The following is a 26,136-nucleotide window of genomic DNA, read 5'->3' as shown; positions in this document are numbered from 1 at the left end:
CGTCGAGCATAGAGCCTGGACAACGTTGTCAGATGCGGGGGACACTGTCCACCGCTATAACCCGGGCCGTGCCCCACCGCGAGACCGGCCTGCGGGTTTCTCTTGGTTCTCTGATGGTTGACGGGGAGATTCGACTCTGATGCACACCGACCTCGTGGCTGCGCTCGACATCGGCGGTACGAAGATCGCCGGCGCGCTGGTGGACGGCCACGGCCGGATCCAGGCGCGGGCGCAGCGCCCCACGCCCGCGCGGGAGGCCGGCGACACCGTCATGCGGGCCGTGACGGATGTGCTCGCCGATCTCGCCGAGTCCCCGCTGTGGGAGCGCGCGGACCGCGTCGGCATCGGCAGCGCGGGTCCGGTGGACGCCTCCGCGGGCACCGTGAGCCCGGTGAACGTGCCGGGCTGGCGCGGCTACCCGCTCGTCGAACGGGTGCGGGAGGCCACCGGCGGCCTGCCCGTCGAGCTGATCGGCGACGGTGTCGCGATCACGGCGGCCGAGCACTGGCAGGGCGCCGCCCGCGGCCACGACAACGCGCTGTGCATGGTGGTGTCGACGGGGGTCGGCGGCGGTCTGGTCCTGGGCGGCCGGCTGCACCCGGGGCCGACGGGCAACGCCGGTCACATCGGCCACATCAGCGTCGACCTGGACGGCGACCTGTGCCCCTGCGGTTCGCGCGGCTGCGTGGAGCGGATCGCGAGCGGCCCGAACATCGCGCGGCGCGCGCTGGAGGACGGCTGGCGGCCCGGCCCCGGGGGTGACACCTCGGCCGCCGCGGTGGCCGAGGCGGCCCGCGCCGGCGACCCCGTCGCGGTGGCCTCCTTCGAGCGGGCCGCGCAGGCGCTGGCCGCCGGGATCGCGGCCACCGCGACCCTGGTCGAGATCGACATCGCGGTGATCGGCGGGGGCGTGGGCAAGGCGGGCGACGTCCTGTTCGCCCCGCTGCGCAAGTCCCTCACGGACTACGCGACGCTGTCCTTCGTGCAGCGCCTGACGATCGTGCCCGCCCAGATGGGCACGGACGCCGGCCTGGTGGGCGCGGCCGCGGCCGCACTGTCCCGCAGACCGGACGCGACCGCGACGGTCTGATCGGGCCGCGCCGGTTTGACAGGGCCGCAACGGTCTGGCCGGGCTGCGACCGTCTGATCTGGCCGCGCCGCCCGACCGGCTGACCGGGCGGCGCCCCCGACCTGACCGCGCCGTTCGACCGGGCCACGCCGCCCCAGTCCCTCCGGCACCGGGCCCTTCCGGGCGGGCCGCGGGCAGCTCCGGCCCGCGATCCGCGAGGCGTGATCCACGGTCCGGCGGCACGGTCCTTCTCCCGGCCCCGTGCGCCTTCGCGGGTCCGGGCCGCCGCGGGCGCGTCACGCGGCCGGGGAGGTCCGCCTCGCCGTGGGATCGGCCGGACTGCTGAACCCGCCCGTCCTCCGCCGGGTTTGCCCGGCACCGGTCCGGTTCGCCGGACGATCGGTCGGGTGCGTCCCGTGGCCGTGTCCGGTCGGGCGGGCACGGCCACGGGTCGTCGGGGGGTTCAGCAGGTGAGGCGGGCGGCTGCCCAGTCCGCGTGGTCGGAGTCGGCGCCGTCGGCGCCGTCGGTGACGACCAGGCGGATCACCTCGGCGCCGGTGACGTCCGCGGTGAGCGGCTGCGCGGGCATGGCGTTGGTCAGCACGCCGGTCGAGGCGACCTCGGTGCCGTCGGCCCAGACCTCGAAGGCCACGCTGCCGTTCGCGCCCTTCTCGTCGTCCACGCCGACGTCCGCGGTGACCGTCTCGCACGCCCCGCCGGTGTAGTACGCGACGTCGCTCGCGGCGTGCACACCGAGGCCCTTGGCGTACTCGATCCCGCCGAGGGTGATCGGATGCCCGTCGCCCGCGACCTCCTCGCCGTTGCTCGTGTCGCGTTCCACCGGCCCCCAGCCGCTGGTGGCGGACAGCCAGGGCAGGTCGCTCAGGTACGACGTCCCGGCGGGCGGCGCCACCACCACGTGCGCGGTCAACGGCAGCGCGGTGACGACGCGTTGGCCGGAGGGCGAGCGGTAGCGGGCGGTGAGCGTCAGGTCGTACGAACCGGTGGGTGTGCCCTCGGGCGCGGTCACCCGCCAGTCGGTGCGCAGGGAACGGCCCTCGGGCAGCGAGCCCGACCCGGTGGGGGAACTCGGGGCGACGGACCAGCCGTCGGGACCGGCGAGCGACACGGAGACCGCGCGGGCGGGTGTGCGGCCGAGCGCGGTGACCGTCGTCGTCAGCCTGGCCGGGGTGCCGGCGCGTACGAACGGGGAGCTGTCCAGGCCGAGTTCGACGGCCGGCGGGTGGGTGGCCCAGCGGGGGTCGGGGGCGACGCGGACGAGGACCGTGCCGTGCGCCGGGACGGTCGCCGCGATGGTGCCCGCGGTGTTGTAGCTGCGGTGCTGCCACAGGTCGCGCAGGGTGTAGGCGGTCGCGCCGGGGAGGCCGACCGCGCGGGCGGTCGTCGCGACGCGCTGGGCGCTGCCGGTCTCGTTGAACAGCGCGACGGCGCGGCTGCCGTCGCGCATCCGCTTGGCGACGACCCAGCTCCCGCCCTCGGAGGAGACGACGGTGCCCTGCGCGCCCAGCGGGTCCTGGTCGACCGCGATGACCTCCGTGTTGCCCAGGACGTCGAAGGTCTCCTGGGACGCCTTGCGCAGGTCGGTGCCGATGAGGAGCGGGGCCGCCATGACCGACCACAGCGAGAAGTGCGAGCGGTACTCGGTGTCGGTCATGCCGCCGTTGCCGACCTCCAGCATGTCGGGGTCGTTCCAGTGGCCGGGGCCCGCGTACGGGGCGAGGGGCAGGTTCTGCTTGAGGATCGACAGCATCGAGCCCCAGTTGTCGCTGATGTCGCCGGTGGTGCGCCAGAGTTGGCCGACGTCGCCCGCCCACTCCCAGGGCTTGTTCTCGCCCCACTCGCAGATGCTGTAGACGATGGGCCGGCCGGTCGCGCGCAGCGCGTCGCGCATGGTCGTGTAGCGCGTCCTGGCGTCCACGCCCTGGTTGTTGCAGTTGTCGTACTTGAGGTAGTCGACACCCCAGTCCGCGAACTGCCGCGCGTCGCCGTACTCGTGGCCCAGGCCGCCCGGGAAGCCGGCGCCGTCGCAGGTCTTGGTGCCGGCGCTGGTGTAGATGCCGAGCTTGAGTCCCTTGGCGTGGACGTAGTCGGCGACCGCCTTGATCCCGCCGGGGAACCGGGCCGGGTCGGGCACCAGCCGGCCGTCGGCGTCGCGGGAGGGCAGCGCCCAGCAGTCGTCCAGGTTGACGTACCGGTAGCCCGCCGCCTTCAGGCCCTTCTCGACGAAGAGGTCCGCGATCCCCTTCACCATGGCCTCGTTGAAATCGGGGCCGCAGTGCGTGGAGTTCCAGTTGTTGAAGCCCATCGGCGGGGTGAGCGCGAGGCCGTCGGCGGGGGCGGGGGGAGCCGCCTGGGCCGGGGCCGTCGCCTGATGCTCCGCGGCGACGGCGGGGGCGACGGGGGCGGCGAGACCCGCCGCGCACAGCAGTCCGGCGACGAGCGCCCCGGCGGCTCTGGTGCGGGTACGGCCGCGGGTGCTCGGTTGGGGGTGGGGCTGACGCATCGTTACGTTCCTCCGACTCGAGAGCGGAATGGCGCCATGTACGCGTCATGCTTGTGCGTTCACGTTAGGACGTGTAGGAGTCTGTTGGAAGAGAGGCGACATGGGTTCGGTTGTGTTGGAATCCCGCCATCGGAACTCAGGGAAGGGGCGGGCGGGGTCACGGTGGTGGGCCGCCCGCGGGTATCGGCGTGACCCTTGGCGGTCCGGACAGTTGATCCCGGCATGAAGAAGCGCAGCATGCTCGCCATCGCCTCCCTCGCCACCGGATTCGTCGTGGCCGCGATCACCCCGTCCCACGGCGCGGACAAGGACCTGATCGGCGACCTCAACGTCTCGGACACGCTCGGCACGGTCGACCACACCGTCGGCCAGGACGGTTTCGCCGCCGCCGAGGACGGCGCCGGGGACGGGAAGTAGGCGCCCGGGACCGCGAGGAGGGCGGAGGAACACGTTCCGGTGCCGGTGCCCCGGAGGCGGGGTCACCGGCACCGGAACGGGCGCACTCAACTGGAACTGGTTTCCGTGGCAGTGTGGAGCGGGCAAGCCACAGGGGGCCACAGAAGAGGGGGAACCGTGATCGTCTGGATCAACGGTGCGTTCGGTGCGGGCAAGACCACGGCCGCACGGGAACTGATCGACCTGATCCCGAACAGCACGCTCTTCGACCCCGAGGCCGTCGGCGGCACGCTCACCCAGCTGCTCCCCGCCAAGCGCCTCGCCGAGGTCGGTGACTTCCAGGACCTGCCGATCTGGCGCCGGCTCGTGATCGACACGGCCGCCGCGACGCTGGCCGAACTGGGCGGGACCCTCGTGGTCCCCATGACCCTGCTGCGCCAGGAGTACCGGGACGAGATCTTCGGGGGCCTCGCCGCCCGCCGCATCGGCGTCCGGCATGTGCTCCTGGCCCCGGCGGAAACGATCCTGCGCGAGCGAATAGCCGGGCGGGAGATCCCGCCCCACCTGCCCGACGGCGAGATGCGGGTGCGCCAGTGGTCCTACGACCACATCGAGCCCTACCGCGCCGCCCTCGCCTCCTGGCTCACCGCCGACGCCCACCCCGTGGACACCAGCGCCCTCACCCCGTACGAGACGGCCCTGCGCATCGCCGAGGCCGTCGGCAGCGACACGGTGCCCTACTGCGACATCGTGCAGACCCCCGAACCCACCGCGGAGACCCTCGCGGCCGGTGTGCTCCTCTTCGACGAGCAGGACCGCGTGCTGCTCGTCGACCCCACGTACAAGCCCGGCTGGGAGTTCCCCGGCGGGGTCGTCGAACCCGGCGAGGCCCCCGCCCGCGCGGGCATCCGCGAGGTCGCCGAGGAGACCGGCATCGAACTGGCCGACGTACCGCGACTGCTCGTCGTGGACTGGGAGCCGCCGCGGCCCCCGGGCTACGGCGGACTGCGGCTCCTCTTCGACGGCGGCCGGCTCGACTCCGCCGAGGCGCGCTCCCTGGTGCTGCCCGGGCCCGAACTGCGCGACTGGCGCTTCGTCACCGAGCGCGAGGCCGCCGACCTGCTCCCGCCCGTCCGCTACGAACGGCTGCGCTGGGCCCTGCGCGCCCGGGAACGCGGTGCCGCGCTCTACCTGGAGGCGGGCGTACCACTGGGCTGACGCCCCGTGGGCTCACCCGCGCGAGGTCCCGCCCGTCGCCCGTACGTCCGCCCCGTCGCCCGTACGTCCGCCCCGCCGCGCCGCTGTACGGTCGAGCCGTCGCCCCGAGGCACGGGTGGTCACCAGGACGCCGTGATCGCGGCACACCGCCCCCGCCCCAAGCCGAGGACACCCGGCGCCCCGGCGAGAGCCCGGCCGCAGGCGGTCCGCCGGGTGCCGGGGCGCGCCGGCCCGTGGCCGTGGGCCCGGGGACCGCTCCGCCGACCGGAACGCGCGGGCGGGGCGGCAGCCGTGACGTCCGCGCGGCGCCGACGGCGGAAGGGGCCCCGCCTGCCCGTGGGGCCCCTCCGCCACCGTGGATCGGGTCAGCCCGCCGCGTAGTTGCGCAGGAACAGCGCCTCCGTGACCGACAGCCGCTCCAGCTCCTCGGGCGACACGCTCTCGTCGATCGCGTGGATCTGCGCCTCCGGCTCGCTCAGCCCGATCAGCAGGATCTCCGCCTCCGGGTAGAGGCCGGCGAGCGTGTTGCACAGCGGGATCGAGCCGCCCTGACCGGCGTACTGCATCGTCTCGCCCGGGTAGGCCACCGCCATCGCGTCGGCCATCGCCCGGTAGGCCGGGCTGCTCGGGTCGGCGCGGAAGGGCTGGCCCTGGCCGATCTGCTCGGTGCTCACCCGCGCGCCCCACGGCGTGTGCGCCTCCAGGTGCGCCTGGAGCAGCTTGGTCGCCTCGGCCGCGTCCACGCCCGGCGGCACCCGCAGGCTGACCAGCGCACGCGCGCCGGCCTGCACGGACGGGGTGGCGCCGACGACCGGCGGGCAGTCGATGCCGAGGACGGTCACGGCCGGCCGCGCCCAGATGCGGTCGGCGACCGAACCCGCGCCGATCAGCCCGACGCCGTCGAGCACCTTGGCGTCCGCGCGGAACTGCTCCTCGGTGTACTCCAGACCCTCCCAGCCGGGCCCGGACGCCAGCCCGTCGACGGTGGTCGAACCGTCCTCGGCGCGCAGCGAGTCGAGCACTCGGATCAACGCGGCCAGGGCGTCCGGGGCGGCTCCGCCGAACTGCCCGGAGTGCAGATTGCCCTCCAGGGTGTCGATCCGCACCCGGACCAGGGTCATGCCGCGCAGGGTCGTGGTCACGGTCGGCAGGCCGACGCGGAAGTTGCCCGCGTCGCCGATCACGATGGTGTCCGCGGCGAGCAGACCGGGGTGCTGCTCGGCGTAGTGCTCAAGGCCGCCCGTGCCCTGCTCCTCGGAACCCTCCGCGATCACCTTGACGTTGACCGGCACGCCGCCGTTCGCCTTCAGGGCGCGCAGCGCGAGCAGATGCATGACGACACCGCCCTTGCAGTCGGCGGCGCCGCGCCCGTACCAGCGGCCGTCGCGCTCGGTCAGCTCGAACGGCGGGGTGGTCCAGGCGGCCTCGTCCAGGGGCGGCTGCACGTCGTAGTGGGCGTACAGCAGGACGGTCTTCGCGCCCTCGGGGCCGGGCAGGTAGCCGTACACCGACTGGGTGCCGTCCGGGGTGTCGAGCAGGGCCACGTCCTGGAAGCCCTCGGCGCGCAGCGCGTCGGCGACCCAGTTCGCGGCGCCCTCGCTCTCGCTCCGGGGGAACTGGTCGAAGTCCGCCACCGACCGGAAGGCCACCAGCTCGGCGAGTTCCGCCTTCGCCCCGGGCATCAGTGAGGCGACGGTCTCGGCGACCGGATTCGACGACATGGGCACGCTCCTCGTGGGTGCGACGTTGTGCATGTGAGTACCACGCATACTCCCACAGCGGCCTGCGGCGACCGCCGCCGTAGGATGCGGGGGACAGGTGCGGCAGACGGCGTGATCGGAGCAGCGGACCATCGTGAGCGGCGAGAACTCTTCGGCGGACGACGTGCAGCGGGTGTGGGACGTCGTCGTGGTGGGCGCGGGACCCGCGGGGGCGTCCGCGGCCTACGCGGCGGCGGTCGCGGGACGGCGCGTCCTGTTGCTGGAGAAGGCGGAGCTTCCCCGTTACAAGACGTGCGGGGGCGGCATCATCGGTCCCTCCCGCGACGCGCTGCCGCCCGGGTTCGAACTGCCCTTCAAGGACCGGGTGCACGCGGTCACCTTCTCCCACAACGGGCGCTTCACGCGCACGCGCCGCTCCCGGCAGATGATGTTCGGGCTGATCAACCGGCCCGAGTTCGACCAGCAGCTGGTGGAGCACGCGCAGAAGGCCGGCGCCGAGCTGCGCACGGGCGCCACGGTGCAGCGCGTCGAGCAGCACGGCTCGGCGGTGCCCGACCGCCGCACGGTCGCGGTCGTCCTCCAGGGCGGCGAGACGGTCCTGGCCCGCGCCGTGGTGGGCGCCGACGGCAGCGCCAGCCGCATAGGGGCGCACGTCGGGGTGAAGGTCGACCAGGTCGACCTCGGTCTCGAGGCGGAGATCCCGGTGCCGGAGACGGTCGCCGAGGACTGGAAGGGCCGGATCCTGCTCGACTGGGGCCCGATGCCCGGCAGTTACGGCTGGGTGTTCCCCAAGGGGGACACGCTGACCGTCGGTGTGATCTCGGCCCGCGGCGAAGGCGCCGCCACAAAGCGGTACTTGGAGGACTTCATCGCCCGGCTCGGCCTCGCGGGCTTCGAACCGAGCATCTCCTCCGGGCACTTGACCCGCTGCCGGGCCGACGACTCCCCGCTCTCGCGCGGCCGGGTGCTCGTCTGCGGCGACGCGGCCGGGCTGCTCGAACCCTGGACCCGCGAGGGCATCTCGTTCGCGCTGCGCTCGGGCCGGCTCGCCGGTGAGTGGGCGGTGCGGATCGCCGAGGCGCACGACGCGGTGGACACCCGCCGCCAGGCCCTCAACTACGCCTTCGCCATCAAGGCGGGCCTCGGTGTGGAGATGAGCGTCGGCAAGCGGATGCTCGCGCTGTTCGAGCGCCGCCCGGGGCTCATCCACACGGTCCTCACCGGCTTCCGCCCGGCGTGGAAGGCGTTCAAGGACATCACGCAGGGCTCGACGTCGCTGGGCGAGCTGGTGCGCACCCATCCGCTGGCCCACCGCGCGCTGACCGCCCTGGACCGCAGGCCCGCCCCGGTCGTCGCGGAGACGACGGAGCCCGAGGAGGACGCCGTCACTTCGTGAGGGTGATCCGGAAGACCGGGTGGTCGGGGGCGATGCGGCGCAGCTCCGTGTCGGGGGCGTCGGGGCCGACGCCGTTGAAGAACACCCCCACCTCGGCCCTCCACCGCTTGAGGTAGGCGCGCAGCAGGGGCACCTTGTCGTCGTCGGCGACCTCGGTCGCGGTGAACGCGTCGGTGTTCCTGCCCAGCCGCAGCTCACCACCGCCCGCCGCGCGCATGTTGTGCGTCCACTGGACGTGTCCGCGCGGGGCGACGAGGTACTGCTGTCCGTCCACGGTCAGCAGGTTCACTGGCGTGGTCCGCCACTGGCCGCTCTTGCGGCCGCGGACCGCCAGCACCCGGGAGCCCCACACGCTGAGACCGCGGCGGGTCATCCAGGCCACGAACGGGTTGAAGACGTTGACGGTGAACCAGCCGGGCTTCTGGACGTGCGTGGACATGGCTACTTCCTCCGGGAAGCGGACTTCCGAGAGCGGTGCTCTCGCCTCTGTGGACAGCATGGGGGAGATCGGTGATCCAGAGCAAGAGCACTGCTCTGTTTTGTGTGCAGTGCTCTGATTCCATGGCAGACTGCTGGACATGAGCACCGCACAGGGCGCCCGTGCGCGGGCCAGGAGCGAGGTCACCGCGGCCGTCAAGGACGAGGCGCGCAGACAGCTCGCCGCCGACGGCGCCGCCAAGCTCTCCCTGCGGGCCGTGGCCCGGTCCCTCGGTCTGGTCTCCTCGGCGCTCTACCGGTACTTCCCCAGCCGCGACGACCTGCTGACCGCGCTGATCATCGACGCGTACGACTCCCTCGGCGAGGCCGCAGAGGAGGCCCTCGACGCGGCCGCCGACGCCGGACCCGTGCGGCGCTGGACCGCCGTGTGCGAGGCGGTGCGCGCCTGGGCGCTGGCGCGGCCGCACGAGTACGCGCTGATCTACGGCTCGCCCGTCCCCGGCTACGCGGCCCCCGAGACGACCATCCCGCCTGCCGCCCGTGTCGGCCTCGTCCTCATCGGCATCGTCCGGGAGGCGCAGGAATCCCGCGGCGGCCCGGGGCTCGCCCCCCTCGACCTCGCCGAGGAGGCCCGCCCCGAGGCCGAGCGGATGGCTGCCGCCCTCGACCCCGCGATGTCGCCGGAGGCGATGGCCGCGCTGGTGGCGGCCTGGGCGCAGCTCTTCGGGCTCGTGGGGTTCGAGCTGTTCGGCCAGTTCAACCGGGTGGTGGAGGACCGCGAGGTCTTCTTCCGGCAGGCGGTGACCGGCCTTGCGCACGGTGTCGGCCTGCGCTGACGGCGCTCGTCGCGCACGGTCCATCGCCCTGGTCCATCGCTCCGGTCCATCCCTCCGGTCCGGGGTGATCCGCACGCCGCCCCACGTCGTCCTCGGCGCCGTACTCCCCGGGGAGTACGGGCGGGCACCGCGCCGGGCCGACGCCCCGGCCGGGAAGGGCGTCTAGCGTGGGCGTCATGGGAGAACGGCGCGGGCAGTGGCGGTACGGGCCCCCGTGGACGAACCGCCCGGACGGCACCGGTGCCGAACGCTCGGCGGCCCGGTGGCCGTGGCGGTCCACGGTGCTGCTCACCGCCTTCGTGCTGGTCGGCTCGCGCTTCGCCGCGCAGCAGCAGATCCACCGCGAACCGCTCGACTCCTCCGCGCGGGCGCTGCTGGTCGTGGCCTCGGTGCTGCTGCTGTGGCGGCGGCGCCATCCGGTGCTCGTCGCCCACGGCACGGCGGCGGCCACCCTCGTCTACCTCGCCGCCGGCTACCCCTACGGACCGGTCCTCCTGACCGTGGCCGTCGCCTGCTTCAGCGCCGTCGTCGCCGGTCACCGGCGGGCCGCCTGGTCGGCGATGGGTCTGCTGTGGGCCGGCCACGCGCTGATCGCCCTGTGGCTGTACCGCTGGTTGCCGCCCGCGGGCGACCGCGGCGCGAGCCTCGGGCAGGAGATCGTCGTCGCCACCTGGGTCGTGGCCGTCCTCGCCCTGTCCGAACTGGCCCGCGCGCGGCGCGAGCAGTGGGCCCGGGAACGCGCCGACCGGGCGCTCGCGGCCCGGCGGCGCGCGGACGAGGAGCGGCTGCGGATCGCCCGTGAACTGCACGACGTCCTCGCCCACAGCATCTCCGTCATCAACGTCCAGGCGGGCATGGGCCTCGCCCTCCTGGACAGCGATCCCGAGCAGGCGCGCACCGCGCTCACCACCATCAAGGCCGCGAGCAAGGAGGCGCTGGGCGAGGTCCGCCAGGTGCTGGACACCCTGCGCGCCCCCGGCGCCGCCCCGCGCGCGCCCGCCCCCGGTCTGGACCGGCTGCCCGAACTGGTGGAACAGGCGGCGGGCGCCGGACTCGCCGTCGCCGTCGAGGGCGCCGCACCGCGCCTCGCCCCGGGCACCGATCTCGCCGCCTTCCGCATCGTGCAGGAGGCCCTCACCAACGTCGTACGGCACTCCGGCTCGCGGCACGCCCGCGTGCGGCTGGAGCGGGACCCGGACGTGCTGCGGCTGCGGATCGACGACGACGGCCCCGCGACCGGCGCCGACGCGGGCGGCAGCGGCAACGGACTGGCCGGGATGCGGGAGCGGGCCGCCGCCCTCGGTGGCAGCATCGAGGCGGGCCCGCGCCCGGACGGCGGCTTCCGGGTCCTGGCCGAACTGCCCCTGCGCGCGGAGAAGAAGAAGCGCCTTGAGGAGAAGAAGCGCGTCGAGGAGATGGCCGAGAAGAAGAAGGAGGACGGCCGGTGATCCGGGTACTGCTCGCCGACGACCAGTCGCTGGTACGGGCGGGGTTCCGGGCGCTGCTGGACGCGCAGCCGGACATCGAGGTCGCCGGTGAGGCGGCCGACGGCGCGCAGGCCCTGGAGCAGGTGCGCCAACTGCGTCCCGACGTCGTCCTGATGGACATTCGCATGCCCCTGCTCGACGGCCTCGCCGCGACCCGGCGGATCACCGAGGCGCCGGAGTTGGGGGACGTCAAGGTGGTCGTGCTCACCACCTTCGAACTCGACGAGTACGTCTTCGAGGCGATCCGCTCGGGCGCCTCCGGCTTCCTGGTCAAGCACACCGAACCGGACGAACTCCTGCGCGCGGTACGGGCGGTGGTCGAGGGGGACGCACTGCTGTCGCCCGGGGTGACCCGGCGGCTGATCGCCGAGTTCGCGGCCCGGTCCAAGGAGCCCGCGGCCGCCGGCGCCCTCGCCCCGCTCACCGAGCGCGAGCGGGAGGTGATGGCCCTGGTCGGGATCGGGCTGTCCAACGAGGAGATCGCCCGCCGGCTGGTGGTCAGTCCGCTCACCGCGAAGACCCATGTGAGCCGCACGATGGTGAAGCTGGGCGCCCGAGACCGCGCCCAACTGGTCGTCCTGGCCTATGAGTCGGGCCTGGTCCGACCGGGCTGGCTGGGCTGAGGCCGGGCCGGACGGGGGACCGGGCCGGGGACCGGGTACGGGTGCGCGCCCGGTGGAGCGGATCGCTCCACCGGACGCGCGGGAGGCGTTTTCGCGTCTTCCAGGCCCCCGGGCCTGTCCGACGATCCGCCGACGGCTCCAGTGCCCCTGTTGGGGCACTAGTCACGGGCCGGTACGCGGTCCGTGTTCGCCTCCTTCGTGACGTATCCGGTGACCACGAGCGACGGTTGTGCGCGACGGGTGCGCAGACCCGTGAGCGTGATGAGCAGTCCGGCCAGCGCGACACCGGTGACGACCAGGAAGCCGGGCCGGTAGCTGTCGAGGACGGCCTGCGGGGCGGCGTCGGCGGGGGCGCCCGCGGTGACCACCGCCGTCACGACCGCCAGGAAGATCGCCCCGCCCACCTGCACCGAGGTGTTGAGCAGCCCGGAGACCATGCCCTGCTCGTGGTCGTCGACCCCGTTGGTGGCCTGGATGTTGAGCGAGGGGAACACCAGCGCGCAGGCCGCGCCGATCAGCAGCATCGACGGCAGGATCACGGCCGCGTACACCGGGTCGAGGTCGACGCGCAGGAACAGGGCGTACCCGAGGACCATCAGCGCGAAGCCCGCCGCGATCAGCCGCGGTGTGCCGAACCGGTCGACGATCGAGCCGACCTTGGTCGAGGACACCGCGACCAGCGCGCCGGCCGGCAGGAAGGCGAGCGCGGTGTGCAGCGCCGACCAGCCGAGCAGCGACTGCATGTAGAGCGTGGTCAGGAACTGGAAGCCGACGTACGACCCGAAGAAGGCGACCGCGCCCACCTGCGCCCGCACCTGGCTGCCCGAGCGCAGCACGCCGAGCCGGATCAGCGGGCCGGGGGAGCGGCGTTCGACCCGTACGAAGACGGTCAGGAGCACGGCGACCGCGAGGAACGACAGCAGGGTGCGCGCGGACGTCCAGCCGCTCTGCGGCGCCTGGACGACGGTGAAGACGAGCAGCAGCATCGACGCGGTGCCGAGGACGGCGCCCGGGACGTCGTAGCCGTTGTGCTCCTTCTCGCGTTCGCTGCGCGGCAGCAGCCGCAGTCCGGCGAGCAGCGCGATCACCGCGATCGGCGCGGGCAGCAGCATGGTGAGGCGCCAACTGGCCTCGGTGAGCAGGCCGGACAGCACCAGGCCCATGGAGAAACCGGTGGCCGCGCAGGTGGTGTAGATGGACAGGGCCCGGTTGCGCAGCGGGCCCTCGGCGAAGGTCGTGGTGATGATCGACAGCCCGGCGGGCGCGGTGAAGGCCGCGCTCAGACCCTTGATGAACCGGCTGGCGATCAGCAGCGGGCCGGAGTCCACCAGCCCGCCCAGCAGGGACGCGAGCGCGAAGATCCCGAGGGCGACCAGGAACACCTGGCGACGGCCGAGCAGATCGGCGGTGCGGCCGCCGAGGAGCAGCAGCCCGCCGTACCCCAGGATGTAGCCACTGACGATCCATTGCAGCGTCGACGTGGACAGATGGAGGTCGGAGCCGATGGACGGCAGGGCGACGCCGACCATCGACACGTCGAGCGCGTCGAGGAACATCGCGGCGCAGAGCACGAGCAGGGTGCCCCACAGCCGGGGGGTCCAGCGTCCCTCGGACGCCGACACGGGCGGGGAGAGCGGAGAGGTCATGCCGGAGACACTACATGCACATGCATCGAATGCAAGTGCATTTAAGTCCGGTGCAAGGAATGCACTTCTCTGTTACGGTGCGTTCATGGCGGCGAAAAGAGCCGAGCAGGAGCTCGTGGAGCAGTGGCGCGACATCCTCGCGCTGCACGCCCGCACCCAGTGCGAGCTGGACCGGGCACTGCACGGACACGGGCTGTGCGCCAGTGACTTCGAGGTGCTCGACCTGCTCTCCGAGGCCGCCGCCGCGGGTGACGGCGACTGCGCCTACCGCGTGCAGGAGATCGCCGACCGTGTCCATCTCAGCCAGAGCGCGCTGTCCCGGCTGATCGCCCGCCTGGAGAAGGACGGTCTCGTCGAGCGCGCCATGTGCGCGGAGGACCGCCGGGGCGTGCGCGTCGGGCTCACGGCGAAGGGGCGCGCGCTGCACGACGACGTACTGCCGCTCCAGCGCGCGGTGCTCGGCAGGATGCTGGCCGGCTGACCGGCGGGTCCGTGACTCCGTGGGCTTGCGGGCCCGTTCCTCGGTAGGCCCTGTCCTCGGCGGGTCTGCTTCACGGCGGTGTCCGTGTGAGGGGCGCTCCGGATCGTTTCCGTGCGGGCGGTGATCGGGCGGGGGCGTTTGTGCATGGGTTCCGCGCGTTCGAGGGACAACTGTCGTATTGCCGTAACGCTGTGCGGTCAGGTGTTTACGCTGTGCCGGGCGGTCCGGGCGGCGGATCGCCCGGCACACGGCACGAGGGGCAGGATGGGCTTCGGCTTCGGGACCCGGCGGGGTGGACAACTTCCCGCGGAACAGAGCAGTTTCGTCGGACGCGCGGAGGAGGTCGCCCAGGTCGGGCGGGCGTTGGAGGAGGGCCGCCTGGTGACCCTCGTCGGCCCGGGCGGCGTCGGCAAGAGCCGTACGGCGACCCATGCGGCACGCATGCTGGCCGACCGCTTCCCCGACGGCGTGTGGCTGGCCGAACTTTCCGGGCTCTCCGACCCGGAACTGGTGCCCGACCTCCTCGCCGCGGTCCTGGAGGTGCCGGAACAGGCCGGCATGGACCTGCTCGACGCGCTCGCCGGGCATGTGCGCGACCGTCGGCTGCTCCTCGTGCTCGACACCTGCGAGCACCTGCTCGAAGCCTGCGCGGTGGTGTGCGACGCGCTGCTGCGGGCCGGTGCGGAGGTGCGCGTGCTCGCGACCAGCAGACAGCCGCTCGACGTCGCAGGCGAACGCCTCGTACCGCTGGCCCCGCTCGACCAGGACGACGCGTTCGACCTGTTCGTGCAGCGCGCCGCCCTGGCCGCGCCGGAGTGGCGGACGACCGAGGAGAACCGGCCCCGGGTCCAGGAACTGGTGGAACGCCTCGAAGGCATCCCGCTCGCGCTCGAACTCGCGGCGGTACGGATGCGGGTGGCGCCGCTGGAGGAACTGCTCGCCCGGCTCGACGACCGTTTCGACGTGCTCACCGGCACCCGGCGCGGGGCACCCGACCGGCACCGGACGCTGCGGGCCGCGATCGGCTGGTCGCACGAACTGTGCACCCCCGCCGAACGGCTGCTGTGGCAGCGCCTCTCGGTGTTCGCCGGGCCCTTCGACCTCACCGCCGCCGAACGGATCTGCGCGGGCGGGGCGCTCGACGCCGAGGGGGTCGTGCCCACGCTGTTCACCCTGGTCGACAAGTCCGTCGTCCAGCGTCAGGGAGGGGACGGTCCGGGCTACCAACTCCTCGACACCATCCGGGCCTACGCCGCCGAGCGGCTGGACACCGCCGGGGACGCCGACGCCGTGCGCGAGCGGCACCTCGCCCACCACGAGGATCTGGCCGGGCGGTTCTGGGACGAGTTCATCTCGGGCGCGCAGGTCGGCCTGCACCGGGCGGTGCGCTCCGCCGTCGCCGACGTGCGCCAGGCGCTGCGCCACGCCTACGCCGACGAGGAACGGGCGGCGCGCGGGCTGTGGTTGACGGTGCGGCTCGCGCCGTACTGGCGGGCGGGCGGCACGCTATCCGAAGGGCGGTACTGGCTCGACAAGGGGCTCGACCTCGTCCACGAGGACCGGCCCGAGCGGGCCTGGGCCCTGCTGATGACCGGGGTGTTCGCCGTGTGGACCGGTGATCTGGCGTATGCGCCGGGCCAGTTCGAGCAGGCGCGCGCGGTGGCCGAGCGGTGCGGCGAGGAGCGCGTGGTGCTGTTCGCCGACCCCTATCTGGCCGCGTTCCGGGCGCTGTTCGGGGACGTCGAGGAAGGTCTCGCCGCCGTCGAGGAGGGGCGGCGGCGCATCGTGGCCGCCGGGGACGCGCTGGGCATGGGCATCATCCACTACGAGGCCGCGCTGCTGTTCGGCATCCTCGGCAGGACCGAGCGGGCGCTGGAGGTGTGCGAGGACGGCCTCGCCCATCTGCGCGGCACGGGCGAACGGCAGATGTACGCGTCCACGCTCGGGGTGCAGGGCCTCATCTTGTGGCTGGCCGGACGGCACGAGGAGAGCGCGGGGCCGCTGCACCGGGCGCTGGAGGCCGTGGCCGAGGTCGGGGACCTGCTGATCGCCGCCCTGTGCTGTCTGGGCCTCGGCTGGCACGCCACCCACCAGGGACGCCATGTGCGCGCCGCCTGGCTGCTCGGCTACGCCCACAGCACACGGCGGCTCACCGGGGACCCGGTGGGGATGCTGCCCTCGCTGCTCCAGGAGAAGGAGCGGGTGGAGGGTGCGGTGCGCGCCGCGCTGGGGGACTCGGAGTTCCGGCGCTGGCACGACGTGGGGGCGCGGATGTCCGGCACGGAGATCCTGACGGCGGTGCGGGCGGGGGCGGAGGTGCCCCGGCCGCGTACGCCCCCGGCGCGCAGTGCGCCGCAGGTGACGGGGGAGTTGACGGCGCGGGAGCGGGAGGTCGCCGAACTGGTGGCGCAGGGGCTGTCCAACCGGGAGGTCGCCGAACGGCTGGTGATCTCCAAGCGCACCGCGGACACCCATGTCGAGCGCATCCTCGCCAAGTTGGGCGTCGCCTCGCGCACCCAGATCTCCGACGCGCTGGGATCGTGACCGACGGGCCACGGCCGCTACGTATGCGGAACGCGCGGACCTGGGCATACCGACCTTCCCCGAACCCGCCCCGTGCTCCCTTCCCCCGAGGGCACGCTGAATTCCGCCGCCCGGTCCGGCGCCCGGCGCGAGGATGACCGGCACCCGACCGCCGCCCGGCCCGGCCGGCACGGGGGGAGGCACGGCCGCCTTGGTCGGCAAGGCAGCCGCGCCTCCCCTGCGGGGCTTCGACGGGAACACCCGGCCGGGGGCGCCGAACCTGCCGGGGGCACGGCGCCGGGCCGGCCGCCGGGGTTCGCCCCCGCGGCTCGGGCGCGCGTCGTTTCCTTGCGGGGCTTCGGTGGGAGGGGGGATCGGTCAGGGGTGTCGGGCCGATCGGGGCAGGCCGCCGGGGCCGGGATACCGGGAGTGCGCCCTCGCCGTGCCGACTCGCCTCGTCCCCCTGTGGGGTCGGGTGGGGTGTTGTCGGGTCGGGGTCGGGGGTCTTCGCGGTGCGCTTCCGTGGTGATCGTGGTCAGCGGGTGGAGCAGGGCCGTGTGGCCCAGGGGGATCGGCGGCGGGGGTCCACCGCGGCCGGCGCCCCGCAGGGTCCGGTGCCGGATCACGCCGGTCGACGGCCGCTCGAAGCGCAGGCGGTGCCAGCCCTCCGGGGAATGGGGTTCGGTACTACGTATGCGTAGGGGGTGCCGGACGTGGGCGCCGCGGGCTTACGTATCCGCCCGGCCCCGACGGCGTCCGGTCACGCCGCCTCCGCGTGCCGCGTCAGGAAGCCGATGAACGCGGCGATCCCCGCCAGGACGGCCACACTGGTCAGCGCGGCCGACAGCGAGGACGCCTCGGCCATGAACCCGATCGCGGGCGGCCCGAGCAGCATGCCGCCGTACCCGAGGGTGGAGGCGATCGCCACACCGCTGGGACCCGCGAGCGCCCCGGCGCGTTCCACGGCCACCGGGAACAGGTTGGCGAGGCCGAGCCCGGTGACCGCGAAGCCGAGCAGGGCCACCCACACCGCCGGGGCCAGGGAGCCGAGCAGCATGCCCACGGTGGCGGTGGTGCCGCCCGCGACCACGGTCCGGGTGCGGCCGAGCCGCTGGAGCAGGGTCGATCCGGTGAGCCGCCCGACGGTCATGGCGAGCGCGAACGCCGAGTACCCGGCGGCCGCGAGCCCCGGCGAGGTCTCCAGGTCCTGTTCGAGGTGCAGCGCGCCCCAGTCGGCCATCGCCCCCTCGCCGTACGCCGTGCACAGCGCGATCAGCCCGAAGGTGAACACCAGCCCGCGGGTACGGCCGTCCAGGCGCCGCGCGCGGCCCCGGGCGCCGTCGGCCGGGCGGTCCTCGCGCCGGGGCGGCTCGATCCGCAGCAGCACGGGACCGGCGACGGCGGTGACCAGCAGCCCGATCACGGTCAGGCCGAGCAGGTGCTCGGTGGGGGAGAACGCGCCGGCGACGAGCCCGCAGAGACCCGCGCCGATCATGCCGCCGAGGCTGAACGCCGCGTGGAAGCTGGGCATGATCGGGCGCCCGAGCGCGGCGACGAGGTCGACGGCGGCACTGTTGAACGCCACGTTGATGCCGCCGTACGCCGCCCCGAAGACCAGCAGCACACCGCCGAGCGCCGCCACCGAGTGGGTGAGCGGCGGCAGGGCGACGCTGAGGGAGAGCAGCACCGCGCACACGACGGTGACCGGATGGCTGCCGTAGCGGCGGCAGAGGCGGCCGGTGAGCGTCATGGTGACGACCGCACCGGCGGACACACCGAGGAGGGCGAGCCCGAGAGTGCTCGCGGAGGCGTGCGTCTGTTCCTTGACGGCGGGGATGCGCACGACCCAGCCGGCGAAGACGAAGCCGTCGAGGGCGAAGAATGCGGTGATCGCGACTCGGAGACGGGTGAGGGTCTCGCCCGGCACGGCACTGTGCGGGCGGGTTTTGTTTATTGGCGGCACAAAATCAGGCTACGGGCGTCCTCCGACCGGGACAAGGGTGCGGATCCACATGATCACGACCGGGCCCTGGGCTGTGTCAGGAGCCGCGCCGGAAGTCGGGCCGGGCGGGTGCGGGTGCGCGCCGGGCGTGGGCGGCCGGGTGCGGTCCGGATGTGGGCCGGGCGCGGGCCGGGCGTGGGCCGGGCCGCGCGTGGGGCGCAGGCGTGAGCCCCACGCGTGGGCGCGAGCCCAGCAGATCGCCCGGCGGATCGCCCGGCAGGGCGCGCGGTCACGCGCGCGGGTGCGTGCGGAGCGTGCGGGAGCGGCCGTCAGGGCTGCGGGTGGGCGCCCGGCCCCGGCCGGGCCGTGACGTCCCGCGGGGTCAGCGCGGTGTGCTCCTCGGAGCACTCGACGACCACCCGCACCGGCGCCCCGCACTCGGTGTGGTGCACGTCCAGGAGGGGTCCCCCGGGAGCGGGGACGTACGTCTCGCCCCACTGCCGGAGCGCGATGAGGACCGGCCACAGGTCCCAGCCCTTGCGGGTCAGCCGGTACTCGTTGCGCGAGCGGCTGCCCGGCTCCTGGTACGGCACGGTGCACAGGATGCCGGCCGAGGTCAGCTTGCGCAGCCGGTCGCTGAGCACCGCCTCGGACAGCCCGATGTGCCGGCGGAACCCCTCGAAGCGCCGCACCCCGTTCGCCGCGTCCCGCAGGATCAGCAGCGTCCACTTCTCGCCGACGATGTCCAGCGTCCGTCGTACCGTGCAGTTCTCCGCGCTCACCTCGGACCACTCCATGGCGCCCATGGTAGAGAGCTGGCTGCGACATTGACAGCCAGCTCCGCGCGCCGCTAGCGTCGAACGACTGAGCCTGACGAGGAGGAACCGCGGCGTGGGACGGACACGGACGTACGAGTGGGAGGACCCCGCGGTTTCGGCGGCGGCCGTGGGGCGCTCCTCGGGTGTCGACTTCCTGCGGGACATGCAGGAGGGACGGCTGCCCGGCCCGCCCGTCCTGTCCACGCTGGACTTCGCCCTCGAAGAGGTGACCGAGGGCCGCGTGGTGTTCGCCCTGACCCCGGGCGAGGACCACTACAACCCGATCGGCAGCGTGCACGGCGGGGTCTACGCCACCCTGCTCGACTCGGCCGCCGGCTGCGCCGTCCACTCCACCCTGCCCGCGGGCACCGGGTACACCTCGCTCGACCTGAGCGTGAAGTTCCTGCGCCGCGTCACCGTGGACACCGGCCGGATCCGGGCCATCGGCACCGTCGTCAACCGCGGGCGCACGACCGCCCTCGGCCAGGCCACCCTCGTCGACGCGGACGACCGGCTGCTCGCCCACGCCACCAGCAGCTGCCTGCTGTTCCCGATCCCGGCCCAGGGGGCCTGAGCCTCCCGCGCCGCACGGACGCCGGCCGGACGGGCCGGCGTCTGACGGGCTGTCACACCCTCCTGCCATGCTGGGACCCCGCACCGAGCACAGGAGGCCCCCATGCCCGAGCCGTCCGTCCTCGCCGCGTTGGTCTCCGGGCTGCGCGGCGGGTCGATCCAGGTCGTCGACCTCACCTCGCCGCTGTCGGCCGAGACACCGGTGATCCAGTTGCCGCCGCAGTTCGGCCAGACGGCGGTCTTCGCACTGGAGGAGATCAGCCGGTACGACGACCGGGGCCCGGCCTGGTACTGGAACAACTTCCGCAGCGGCGAGCACACCGGCACCCACTTCGACGCCCCGAACCACTGGGTGACCGGCCAGGACCTCGCCGACGTGGCGTCCGTGCCCGCCGGCCGGCTGATCGCACCGGCCGCCGTCCTCGACGTCACCGCCGAGACCGCCGAGGACCCGGACTTCCTCGTCGAGGTCGACCACGTCAAAGCGTGGGAGGCCGCCAACGGCCCCCTCCCGGACGGCGGCTGGCTCCTCGTCCGCACCGGCTGGGACGCCCGCGGCCACTCCCAGGAGACGTTCCTCAACGCCGACGAGAACGGCCCGCACACCCCCGGGCTCTCCCCGGAGTGCGCCCGCTGGGTCGCCGAGGAGTCACCGGTCACCGGACTCGGCGTCGAGACCGTCGGCACGGACGCCGGACGCGGGCACTCCTTCGACCCGCCCTTCCCCTGCCACTCCTACCTGATGGGCAGCGGCAAGTACGGGCTCACCCAGCTCCGCAACCTCGCCGCGCTCCCGGCGACCGGCGCGGTCGTGATCGCCGGACCGCTGCCCATCGTCGCCGGATCGGGCGCCCCCGCGCGCGTGCTGGCCCTGGTGGAGCGGTCGTGAAGGTCGCGGAGGCCGTCGGACGGGCGCTCACCGCCGCCGGGGTGGACCAGGTCTTCGGCGTGGTCGGCTCCGGCAACTTCCACCTGACCAACGCCATGATCGCTGCCGGTTCCCGGTTCGTCGCCGCGCGCCACGAGGGCGGCGCCGCCACCATGGCCGACGCCTACGCGCGTTTGAGCGGCACGGTCGCCGCCGTCAGCGTCCACCAGGGCCCCGGCCTCACCAACGCCCTCACCGGTGTCACCGAGGCCGCCAAGAGCCGTACACCGCTGCTGATCCTCGCCGCCGAGGCGAGCGAACCGCTCTCCAACTTCCACATCGACCAGGACGCCCTGGCCCGCGCGGTCGGCGCCGTCCCGCTGCGGATCACCTCCGCCGAGGACGCCGTGGAGCGGGCCTGCGCGGCGGTGCGGCACGCCCTGCACGAACGGCGCACCGTCCTGCTCGGCCTGCCCCTCGCCGTACAGTCCCTGGACGTCCCCGACGACGCCCTCACCCGGGCCGCAGCGCCGCTCCCGCGGCAGCCGGTCGAACCGTCCGCCGCCGACGTGACGGCGCTCGCGCGGGCCCTCGACCGCGCCGAGCGGCCCGTGTTCGTCGCCGGCCGCGGCGCCCGCACACCCGCCGCCCGGGACGCCCTCACGGCCCTCGCCGACCACCACGGCGCACTGCTCGCGACCTCCGCCGTGGCCCGCGGCCTCTTCCACGGCGACCCCTGGTCGCTCGACGTGTCCGGCGGCTTCGCCTCACCCCTCGCGGCCGAACTCATCGAGGACGCCGACCTCGTCGTGGGCTGGGGCTGCGCGCTCACCATGTGGACCACCCGGCACGGCGCGCTCATCGGCGCCGACGCCACCGTGGCCCAGGTCGACGACGACCCGTCCGCGCTCGGCGCCCACCGCGAGGTCCACCTGGGGATCACGGGCGACGTGGCACGCACGGCGCTCCTCGTGCGGGAGGCCGCGGCCGGCGCCCCGCGCGCGGGCCGCCGCACCCTCGACGTCGCCGCCGCCCTCGCCGCCCGCGGACACCTGCGCGACGTGCCCCACGACGACACCGGCGACCGCGAGCGCATCGACCCGCGCACCCTCACCGTCGCCCTCGACGACCTGCTGCCCGCACAGCGCGTCGTCGGCGTGGACTCCGGAAACTTCATGGGCTACCCGAGCGCCTTCCTGTCGGTGCCGGACGAGAACGGCTTCTGCTTCACCCAGGCGTTCCAGTCCGTCGGCCTCGGGCTGGCCACCGCGATCGGCGCCGCGCTGGCCCGCCCGGACCGCCTCCCGGTGGCCGCGCTCGGCGACGGCGGCGCCCTGATGGGAGCGGCCGAACTCGACACCGTACGGCGGCTCGGACTGCCGATGGTGGTCGTCGTCTACAACGACGACGCGTACGGCGCGGAGGTGCACCACTTCGGACCCGAAGGCCATCCGCTCGACACCGTCCGCTTCCCGCCGACGGACCTCGCCGCCGTCGCCCGCGGCCACGGCTTCGAGGCCGTGACCGTCCGCACGACCGCCGACCTGAAGGGCGTCGCCGACTGGCTCGCCGGCCCGCGCTCCGCACCCCTGTTCATCGACGCCAAGGTGCGCGCCGACCGCGGCGCCTGGTGGCTGGAGGAGGCGTTCCGGGGCCACTGAACACCCCCGCCGCACACGGGAGTCGGGCGCAGTCGCCCCGCGCGGGCGCCGTCCGCCCGCCGTCCGCGTGTTTCGTGCAGGGGGACGCGCGGTTCGTGCAGGAGATCACGCGCCCGTCCTCCGCATACTCGGTGGCCCAGGCGGCCGAGGCGCGCGGAGGCGGAACTCGATGCGGACGTTCGTGTACACATCCCATCCCTCACGGGTGGTCTTCGGGGCCGGCGTCGTCGGCCGGCTCCGGGAGGAGGTGGAACGGCTCGGCGCCCGCCGGGTGCTGCTGCTGTGGGGCAGGTCAGCGGCGGACGCCGCCGAGCGGGTGCGCACGGACCTGCGCGGGCTCGTCGCGGCAGAGTTCGACGGCGCCGTCGTCCACACCCCCGTGGAGGTGACCGAGCGCGCCCTCGCCGTCCTGCGGGACGCGGGCGCCGACGCCGTCGTGGCCCTCGGCGGCGGCTCCGTCACGGGCCTGTCCAAGGCCCTCGCCGCACGCACCGGCCTCCCGCAGATCGTCCTGCCGACGACCTACGCCGGCTCCGAGGTCACCCCGGTGCTCGGCGAGACCGCCGACGGCCGCAAGACCACCCGCTCGGCCCCGGAGATCCTGCCCCGGACCGTTCTCTACGACGTCGACCTCACCCTCGGCCTGCCGCTGCCGGTCACCGTCACCAGCGGGATCAACGCCCTCGCGCACGCCGTCGAGGCCCTGTACTCCGCCGACGCCGACCCGGTCACCGACCGGCACGCCCTGGACACCGTCTCCCTCGTCGCCCGTTCCCTGCCGCGCCTCGCCGCACGGCCCGCCGACCCCGAGGCCCGCGCCGACCTGCTGTACGCCGCCTGGCTCGGCGGCACCTGCCTCGCCTCCGCCGGCACGGGCCTGCACCACAAGCTGTGCCACACCCTCGGCGGCGCCTTCGACCTGCCGCACGCCCCGACGCACACCGTCGTCCTGCCGCACGCGATGGCCCACAACGCGCCCGCGGCGCCCGACGCCATGCGTCGGATCGCCGACGCCCTCGGCGTCCCGGACGCCTCCTCGGGCGTGTACGACCTCGTCGCCTCCCTGGGCGGCCCCACCTCGCTGCGCGACCTCGGCCTGCCCGAGTCCGGCATCCCCCGCGTGGCCGGACTCGCCGCCGCCACGCCGTACCCCAACCCCCGCCCGGTCACCGTCGAAGGCGTCACGGCCCTGCTCACCGACGCCTGGCACGGGCGCAGGCCCGAGGGCCCGCCGTCCCCGCGGGCCGCGCTCGCCCGGCTCACCGAGGAGGTCGTCGCCTCCTTCGCGCACACCCCCGACCCCCGTCTGCGCACCCTGCTCGGCGACCTCGTCCGGCACCTGCACACCTTCGTCGCCGACAACGACGTCACCGACACCGAATGGCAGTACGCGATCGACCACCTCACCCGCACCGGCCAGATCTGCGGGCCCACCCGCCAGGAGTTCGTGCTGCTGTCCGACACCCTCGGCGTCTCCAGCGCCGTCGACCTGCTCACCAACTCCCGCACGCCCACCACCACCCCGTCCGCCGTGCTCGGCCCCTTCTACGTCCCCGGCCCGCCCGAGGCCGCGCACGGCAGCGACATCTCCGGCGGACTGCCCGGCACTCCGCTGTGGGTCGACGTACGGGTCACGGACACCGGAGGCGCCCCCGTCGAGGACGCCGTCGTGGACGTCTGGCAGTCCAACGACGACGGCTACTACGACGTCCAACTCCCCGACCTGGACGGGCCGGTGCTGCGCGCCCGGCTGCGCACCGACAAGGCCGGAGGGCTGACGTTCTGGTCGATCCTGCCCTCCGAGTACCCCATCCCCGAGGACGGGCCCGTCGGCGAGATGCTCCACGCCACCGGCCGCCACCCCTACCGCGCGCCCCACCTCCACTTCCTGATCGACGCGCCGGGACACCGGCGGCTGGTCACCCAGCTGTTCGTCAAGGGCGGCCGTCACCTGGACGGCGACGCCGTCTTCGGCGTCAAGGACGCGCTGATCGTCGACTTCGTCCCGCACACCGGCCCCACCCCCGACGGCCGCCCCGTCGAAGGGGAGTGGCGCCGCCTCGACCACACCTTCCGCATCGCCCCCGCCGCCGACCGCCCGAGGAGCGCCCGCCCATGACCACCACCCCGGCCCCCGATACGTACGACACGGACGTCCTCGTCGTCGGCAGCGGCCCCGCCGGCGGCTCGACGGCCCTGCTGCTGGCCACCTACGGCATCCGCACCCTGCTCGTGACCAGGTACGGCCGGCTCGCCGACACCCCGCGCGCCCACATCACCAACCAGCGCACCATGGAGGTGCTGCGGGACCTCGGTGTCGAGGCCGAGGCACGGGCCCAGGGCACCCCCTCCGACCTGATGGGCGACACGGTGCTGTGCACCGCGCTCGCCGGCGAGGAGATGGGCCGCATCCGCAGCTGGGGCACGGGCCCCGCCTCCCTCACCGAGTACGCGGCCAAGAGCCCCTGCGCGATGATCGACCTCCCGCAGAACTACCTGGAGCCCATCCTCGTCGGCAACGCGGCGGCGCGCGGCGCCAAGGTCCGCTTCGACACCGAGTTCGTCTCCTTCACCCAGGACGCCGACGGGGTCACCGCGGTGCTCCGCGACCGGCTGCGCGGCGACGAGTACCCCGTGCGGGCCCGCTACCTCGTCGGCGCCGACGGCGGTCGCAGCACCGTCGCCGAACAGCTCGGCCTGCCCTTCGCGGGGCGCGACGCCAGGGCCGGCAGCATGAACATCGTCTTCCGGGCCGACCTGTCCCGGTACTGCGCCCACCGCCCCAGCGTCCTCTACTGGGTGCTGCGGCCCGGCGCGGCGACCGGCGGCATCGGCATGGGCCTGGTCCGTATGGTCCGGCCCTGGAACGAATGGCTGCTGGTGTGGGGCTACGACATCGAACAGCCCCCGCCCGAGGTCGACGAGCACACGGCGCGGCGCATCGTCCGCGACCTCGTGGGCGATCCGGACCTGCCCGTCGAGATCACCTCTACCTCCCTGTGGACCGTCAATCACACCTACGCCACGGAGTACGCGTCCGGCCGGGTCTTCTGCGCGGGGGACGCCGTGCACCGGCATCCGCCGTCCAACGGGCTCGGCTCCAACACGTCGATCCAGGACGCGTACAACCTCGCCTGGAAGCTCGCCCTGGTGATCCGCGGCGAGGCCGGACCCGCCCTCCTCGACAGCTACACGGCCGAACGCGCGCCCGTGGGACGGCAGATCGTCGACCGCGCCAACCTGAGCCGCGACCAGTTCGGCCCCGTCTTCGAGGCGCTGGGCGTCGGCGCCGACAGCGACGAGACCGCCATCACCGAGGGCCTCGCCGCCCTGCGCGCCCCCACCCCCGAGGGCGCCGTGCGGCGCGGCCTCCTGGAGCGGGCGATCCGGCTCAAGAACTACGAATTCAACGCGCACGGCGTCGAGATGAACCAGCGCTACGTCTCCACGGCCGTGCTTCCCGACGACGGTCCCGCCGAAGTGTGGGAGGACGACCGGGAGTTGGTGCACCGGCCGACCACCAGGCCGGGTGCCCGGCTGCCGCACGCCTGGGTCGTCGACGCCCGGGGCCGGCGCGTCTCCACGCTCGACCTCGTGGGCCGCGGCCGGTTCACCGTGCTGACCGGGCTGTCCGGCGGCGCCTGGGAGAAGGCGGTGGAGGCGTGCCGGGACGAACTCGGCACACCCCTGCGGTTCGTGCGCCTCGGCGACGCCGACTCCCGTGACGCGTACGGCGAATGGGCCCGGGTGCGGGAGATCGCCGAGGACGGCGCGCTGCTGGTCCGCCCGGACGGCCACGTCGCCTGGCGCGGGGCCCTGCCGGACGACGGGACGGAGGCCCGGCACGTGCTGCTGGACGCGCTGCGGCGGGTCCTGGGGCGGTGAGGGGTGGGGCGCCGGGTGACGCCCCTGCCCC

At 74.2% G+C, this 26,136-nt stretch carries 20 protein-coding genes; 14 read left to right on the top strand and 6 right to left on the bottom strand.

Features of this window, described 5'->3' with window-relative positions; all coding sequences use genetic code 11:
• The first annotated feature begins 139 nt into the window (after positions 1-139).
• Positions 140-1,090, top strand: coding sequence for an ROK family protein (locus tag AB0F77_RS26385; protein WP_361953515.1), 951 nt, complete (start codon positions 140-142; stop codon positions 1,088-1,090).
• 442 nt (positions 1,091-1,532) lie between these two features.
• Here the strand turns inward: AB0F77_RS26385 and AB0F77_RS26380 are convergent, their stop codons facing one another.
• Positions 1,533-3,593, bottom strand: a complete 2,061-nt coding sequence (locus tag AB0F77_RS26380; protein WP_361953512.1) for an NPCBM/NEW2 domain-containing protein — start codon at positions 3,591-3,593, stop codon at positions 1,533-1,535.
• A 222-nt stretch (positions 3,594-3,815) separates the two neighbouring features.
• On the opposite strand from AB0F77_RS26380, the gene AB0F77_RS26375 reads away from it, so the two are divergent.
• A complete protein-coding gene (locus tag AB0F77_RS26375) occupies positions 3,816-4,010 on the top strand; it encodes a hypothetical protein (protein ID WP_361953509.1) in 195 nt (64 codons plus the stop codon).
• Between the two features lie 156 nt (positions 4,011-4,166).
• Positions 4,167-5,207, top strand: a complete 1,041-nt coding sequence (locus AB0F77_RS26370) for an NUDIX domain-containing protein (protein ID WP_361953506.1) — start codon at positions 4,167-4,169, stop codon at positions 5,205-5,207.
• 365 nt (positions 5,208-5,572) lie between these two features.
• Here the strand turns inward: AB0F77_RS26370 and AB0F77_RS26365 are convergent, their stop codons facing one another.
• Positions 5,573-6,928, bottom strand: a complete 1,356-nt coding sequence (locus tag AB0F77_RS26365; protein WP_361953503.1) for a dipeptidase — start codon at positions 6,926-6,928, stop codon at positions 5,573-5,575.
• Between the two features lie 133 nt (positions 6,929-7,061).
• Here AB0F77_RS26365 and AB0F77_RS26360 point away from each other — a divergent pair, with 133 nt between their 5' ends.
• On the top strand, positions 7,062-8,324 hold the full coding sequence (locus AB0F77_RS26360) for a geranylgeranyl reductase family protein (protein WP_361953500.1): 1,263 nt from the start codon (positions 7,062-7,064) through the stop codon (positions 8,322-8,324).
• Here the strand turns inward: AB0F77_RS26360 and AB0F77_RS26355 are convergent.
• A complete protein-coding gene (locus AB0F77_RS26355; RefSeq protein ID WP_361953497.1) occupies positions 8,314-8,763 on the bottom strand; it encodes a nitroreductase family deazaflavin-dependent oxidoreductase in 450 nt (149 codons plus the stop codon). The two genes, AB0F77_RS26360 and AB0F77_RS26355, sit on opposite strands and share 11 nt — an antisense overlap.
• 139 nt (positions 8,764-8,902) lie before the next feature.
• Between AB0F77_RS26355 and AB0F77_RS26350 the strand changes: the two genes are divergently transcribed.
• From AB0F77_RS26350 to AB0F77_RS26340, 3 genes are all read left to right on the top strand, one after another.
• Complete coding sequence (locus AB0F77_RS26350; RefSeq protein ID WP_361953494.1) at positions 8,903-9,598, top strand: TetR/AcrR family transcriptional regulator; 696 nt, start codon at positions 8,903-8,905, stop codon at positions 9,596-9,598.
• 176 nt (positions 9,599-9,774) lie between these two features.
• Complete coding sequence (locus AB0F77_RS26345; protein WP_361953491.1) at positions 9,775-11,046, top strand: sensor histidine kinase; 1,272 nt, start codon at positions 9,775-9,777, stop codon at positions 11,044-11,046.
• Complete coding sequence (locus AB0F77_RS26340) at positions 11,043-11,708, top strand: response regulator transcription factor (protein WP_361953488.1); 666 nt, start codon at positions 11,043-11,045, stop codon at positions 11,706-11,708. Before AB0F77_RS26345 ends, AB0F77_RS26340 begins: the two co-directional genes overlap by 4 nt.
• Before the next feature lie 158 nt (positions 11,709-11,866).
• Here the strand turns inward: AB0F77_RS26340 and AB0F77_RS26335 are convergent, their stop codons facing one another.
• Positions 11,867-13,354 carry an MFS transporter gene (locus tag AB0F77_RS26335; protein ID WP_361953485.1) on the bottom strand — a complete coding sequence of 496 codons (1,488 nt, stop codon included), beginning with the start codon at positions 13,352-13,354 and terminating at the stop codon, positions 11,867-11,869.
• An 85-nt stretch (positions 13,355-13,439) separates the two neighbouring features.
• Here AB0F77_RS26335 and AB0F77_RS26330 point away from each other — a divergent pair, with 85 nt between their 5' ends.
• Both AB0F77_RS26330 and AB0F77_RS26325 read left to right on the top strand, forming a co-directional pair.
• Positions 13,440-13,835, top strand: coding sequence for a MarR family transcriptional regulator (locus tag AB0F77_RS26330; protein ID WP_361953482.1), 396 nt, complete (start codon positions 13,440-13,442; stop codon positions 13,833-13,835).
• Positions 13,836-14,099: 264 nt separating this feature from the next.
• Positions 14,100-16,379: a LuxR C-terminal-related transcriptional regulator gene (locus AB0F77_RS26325; RefSeq protein ID WP_361953479.1), complete on the top strand. Its 2,280-nt coding sequence runs from the start codon at positions 14,100-14,102 to the stop codon at positions 16,377-16,379.
• 739 nt (positions 16,380-17,118) lie between these two features.
• Here AB0F77_RS26325 and AB0F77_RS26320 read toward each other — a convergent pair.
• Together AB0F77_RS26320 and AB0F77_RS26315 are read right to left on the bottom strand one after the other, a co-directional pair.
• Entirely contained in the window at positions 17,119-18,285 is a 1,167-nt protein-coding gene (locus AB0F77_RS26320; RefSeq protein WP_361953476.1) for an MFS transporter, read from the bottom strand.
• A 344-nt stretch (positions 18,286-18,629) separates the two neighbouring features.
• Entirely contained in the window at positions 18,630-19,097 is a 468-nt protein-coding gene (locus AB0F77_RS26315; protein WP_361953473.1) for a helix-turn-helix domain-containing protein, read from the bottom strand.
• A gap of 94 nt (positions 19,098-19,191) precedes the next feature.
• Between AB0F77_RS26315 and AB0F77_RS26310 the strand changes: the two genes are divergently transcribed.
• The 5 genes from AB0F77_RS26310 to AB0F77_RS26290 all read left to right on the top strand — a co-directional run bounded on the left by AB0F77_RS26310 (position 19,192) and on the right by AB0F77_RS26290 (position 26,105).
• Positions 19,192-19,692 (top strand): PaaI family thioesterase, encoded by a 501-nt coding sequence (locus AB0F77_RS26310; protein ID WP_361953470.1) that lies wholly within the window; start codon positions 19,192-19,194, stop codon positions 19,690-19,692.
• Between the two features lie 102 nt (positions 19,693-19,794).
• Entirely contained in the window at positions 19,795-20,580 is a 786-nt protein-coding gene (locus AB0F77_RS26305) for a cyclase family protein (RefSeq protein ID WP_361953467.1), read from the top strand.
• Entirely contained in the window at positions 20,577-22,220 is a 1,644-nt protein-coding gene (locus tag AB0F77_RS26300) for a thiamine pyrophosphate-binding protein (RefSeq protein WP_361953464.1), read from the top strand. Before AB0F77_RS26305 ends, AB0F77_RS26300 begins: the two co-directional genes overlap by 4 nt.
• Before the next feature lie 169 nt (positions 22,221-22,389).
• Positions 22,390-24,339 (top strand): maleylacetate reductase and hydroxyquinol 1,2-dioxygenase domain-containing protein, encoded by a 1,950-nt coding sequence (locus AB0F77_RS26295; RefSeq protein ID WP_361953461.1) that lies wholly within the window; start codon positions 22,390-22,392, stop codon positions 24,337-24,339.
• A complete protein-coding gene (locus AB0F77_RS26290; protein ID WP_361953458.1) occupies positions 24,336-26,105 on the top strand; it encodes an FAD-dependent monooxygenase in 1,770 nt (589 codons plus the stop codon). Before AB0F77_RS26295 ends, AB0F77_RS26290 begins: the two co-directional genes overlap by 4 nt.
• The last annotated feature ends 31 nt before the right edge of the window (positions 26,106-26,136 follow it).

The sequence above is a fragment of the Streptomyces sp. NPDC026672 genome (assembly GCF_040638185.1).
Taxonomy (GTDB): domain Bacteria; phylum Actinomycetota; class Actinomycetes; order Streptomycetales; family Streptomycetaceae; genus Streptomyces.
This window is presented reverse-complemented; position numbering and strand designations above follow the sequence as displayed.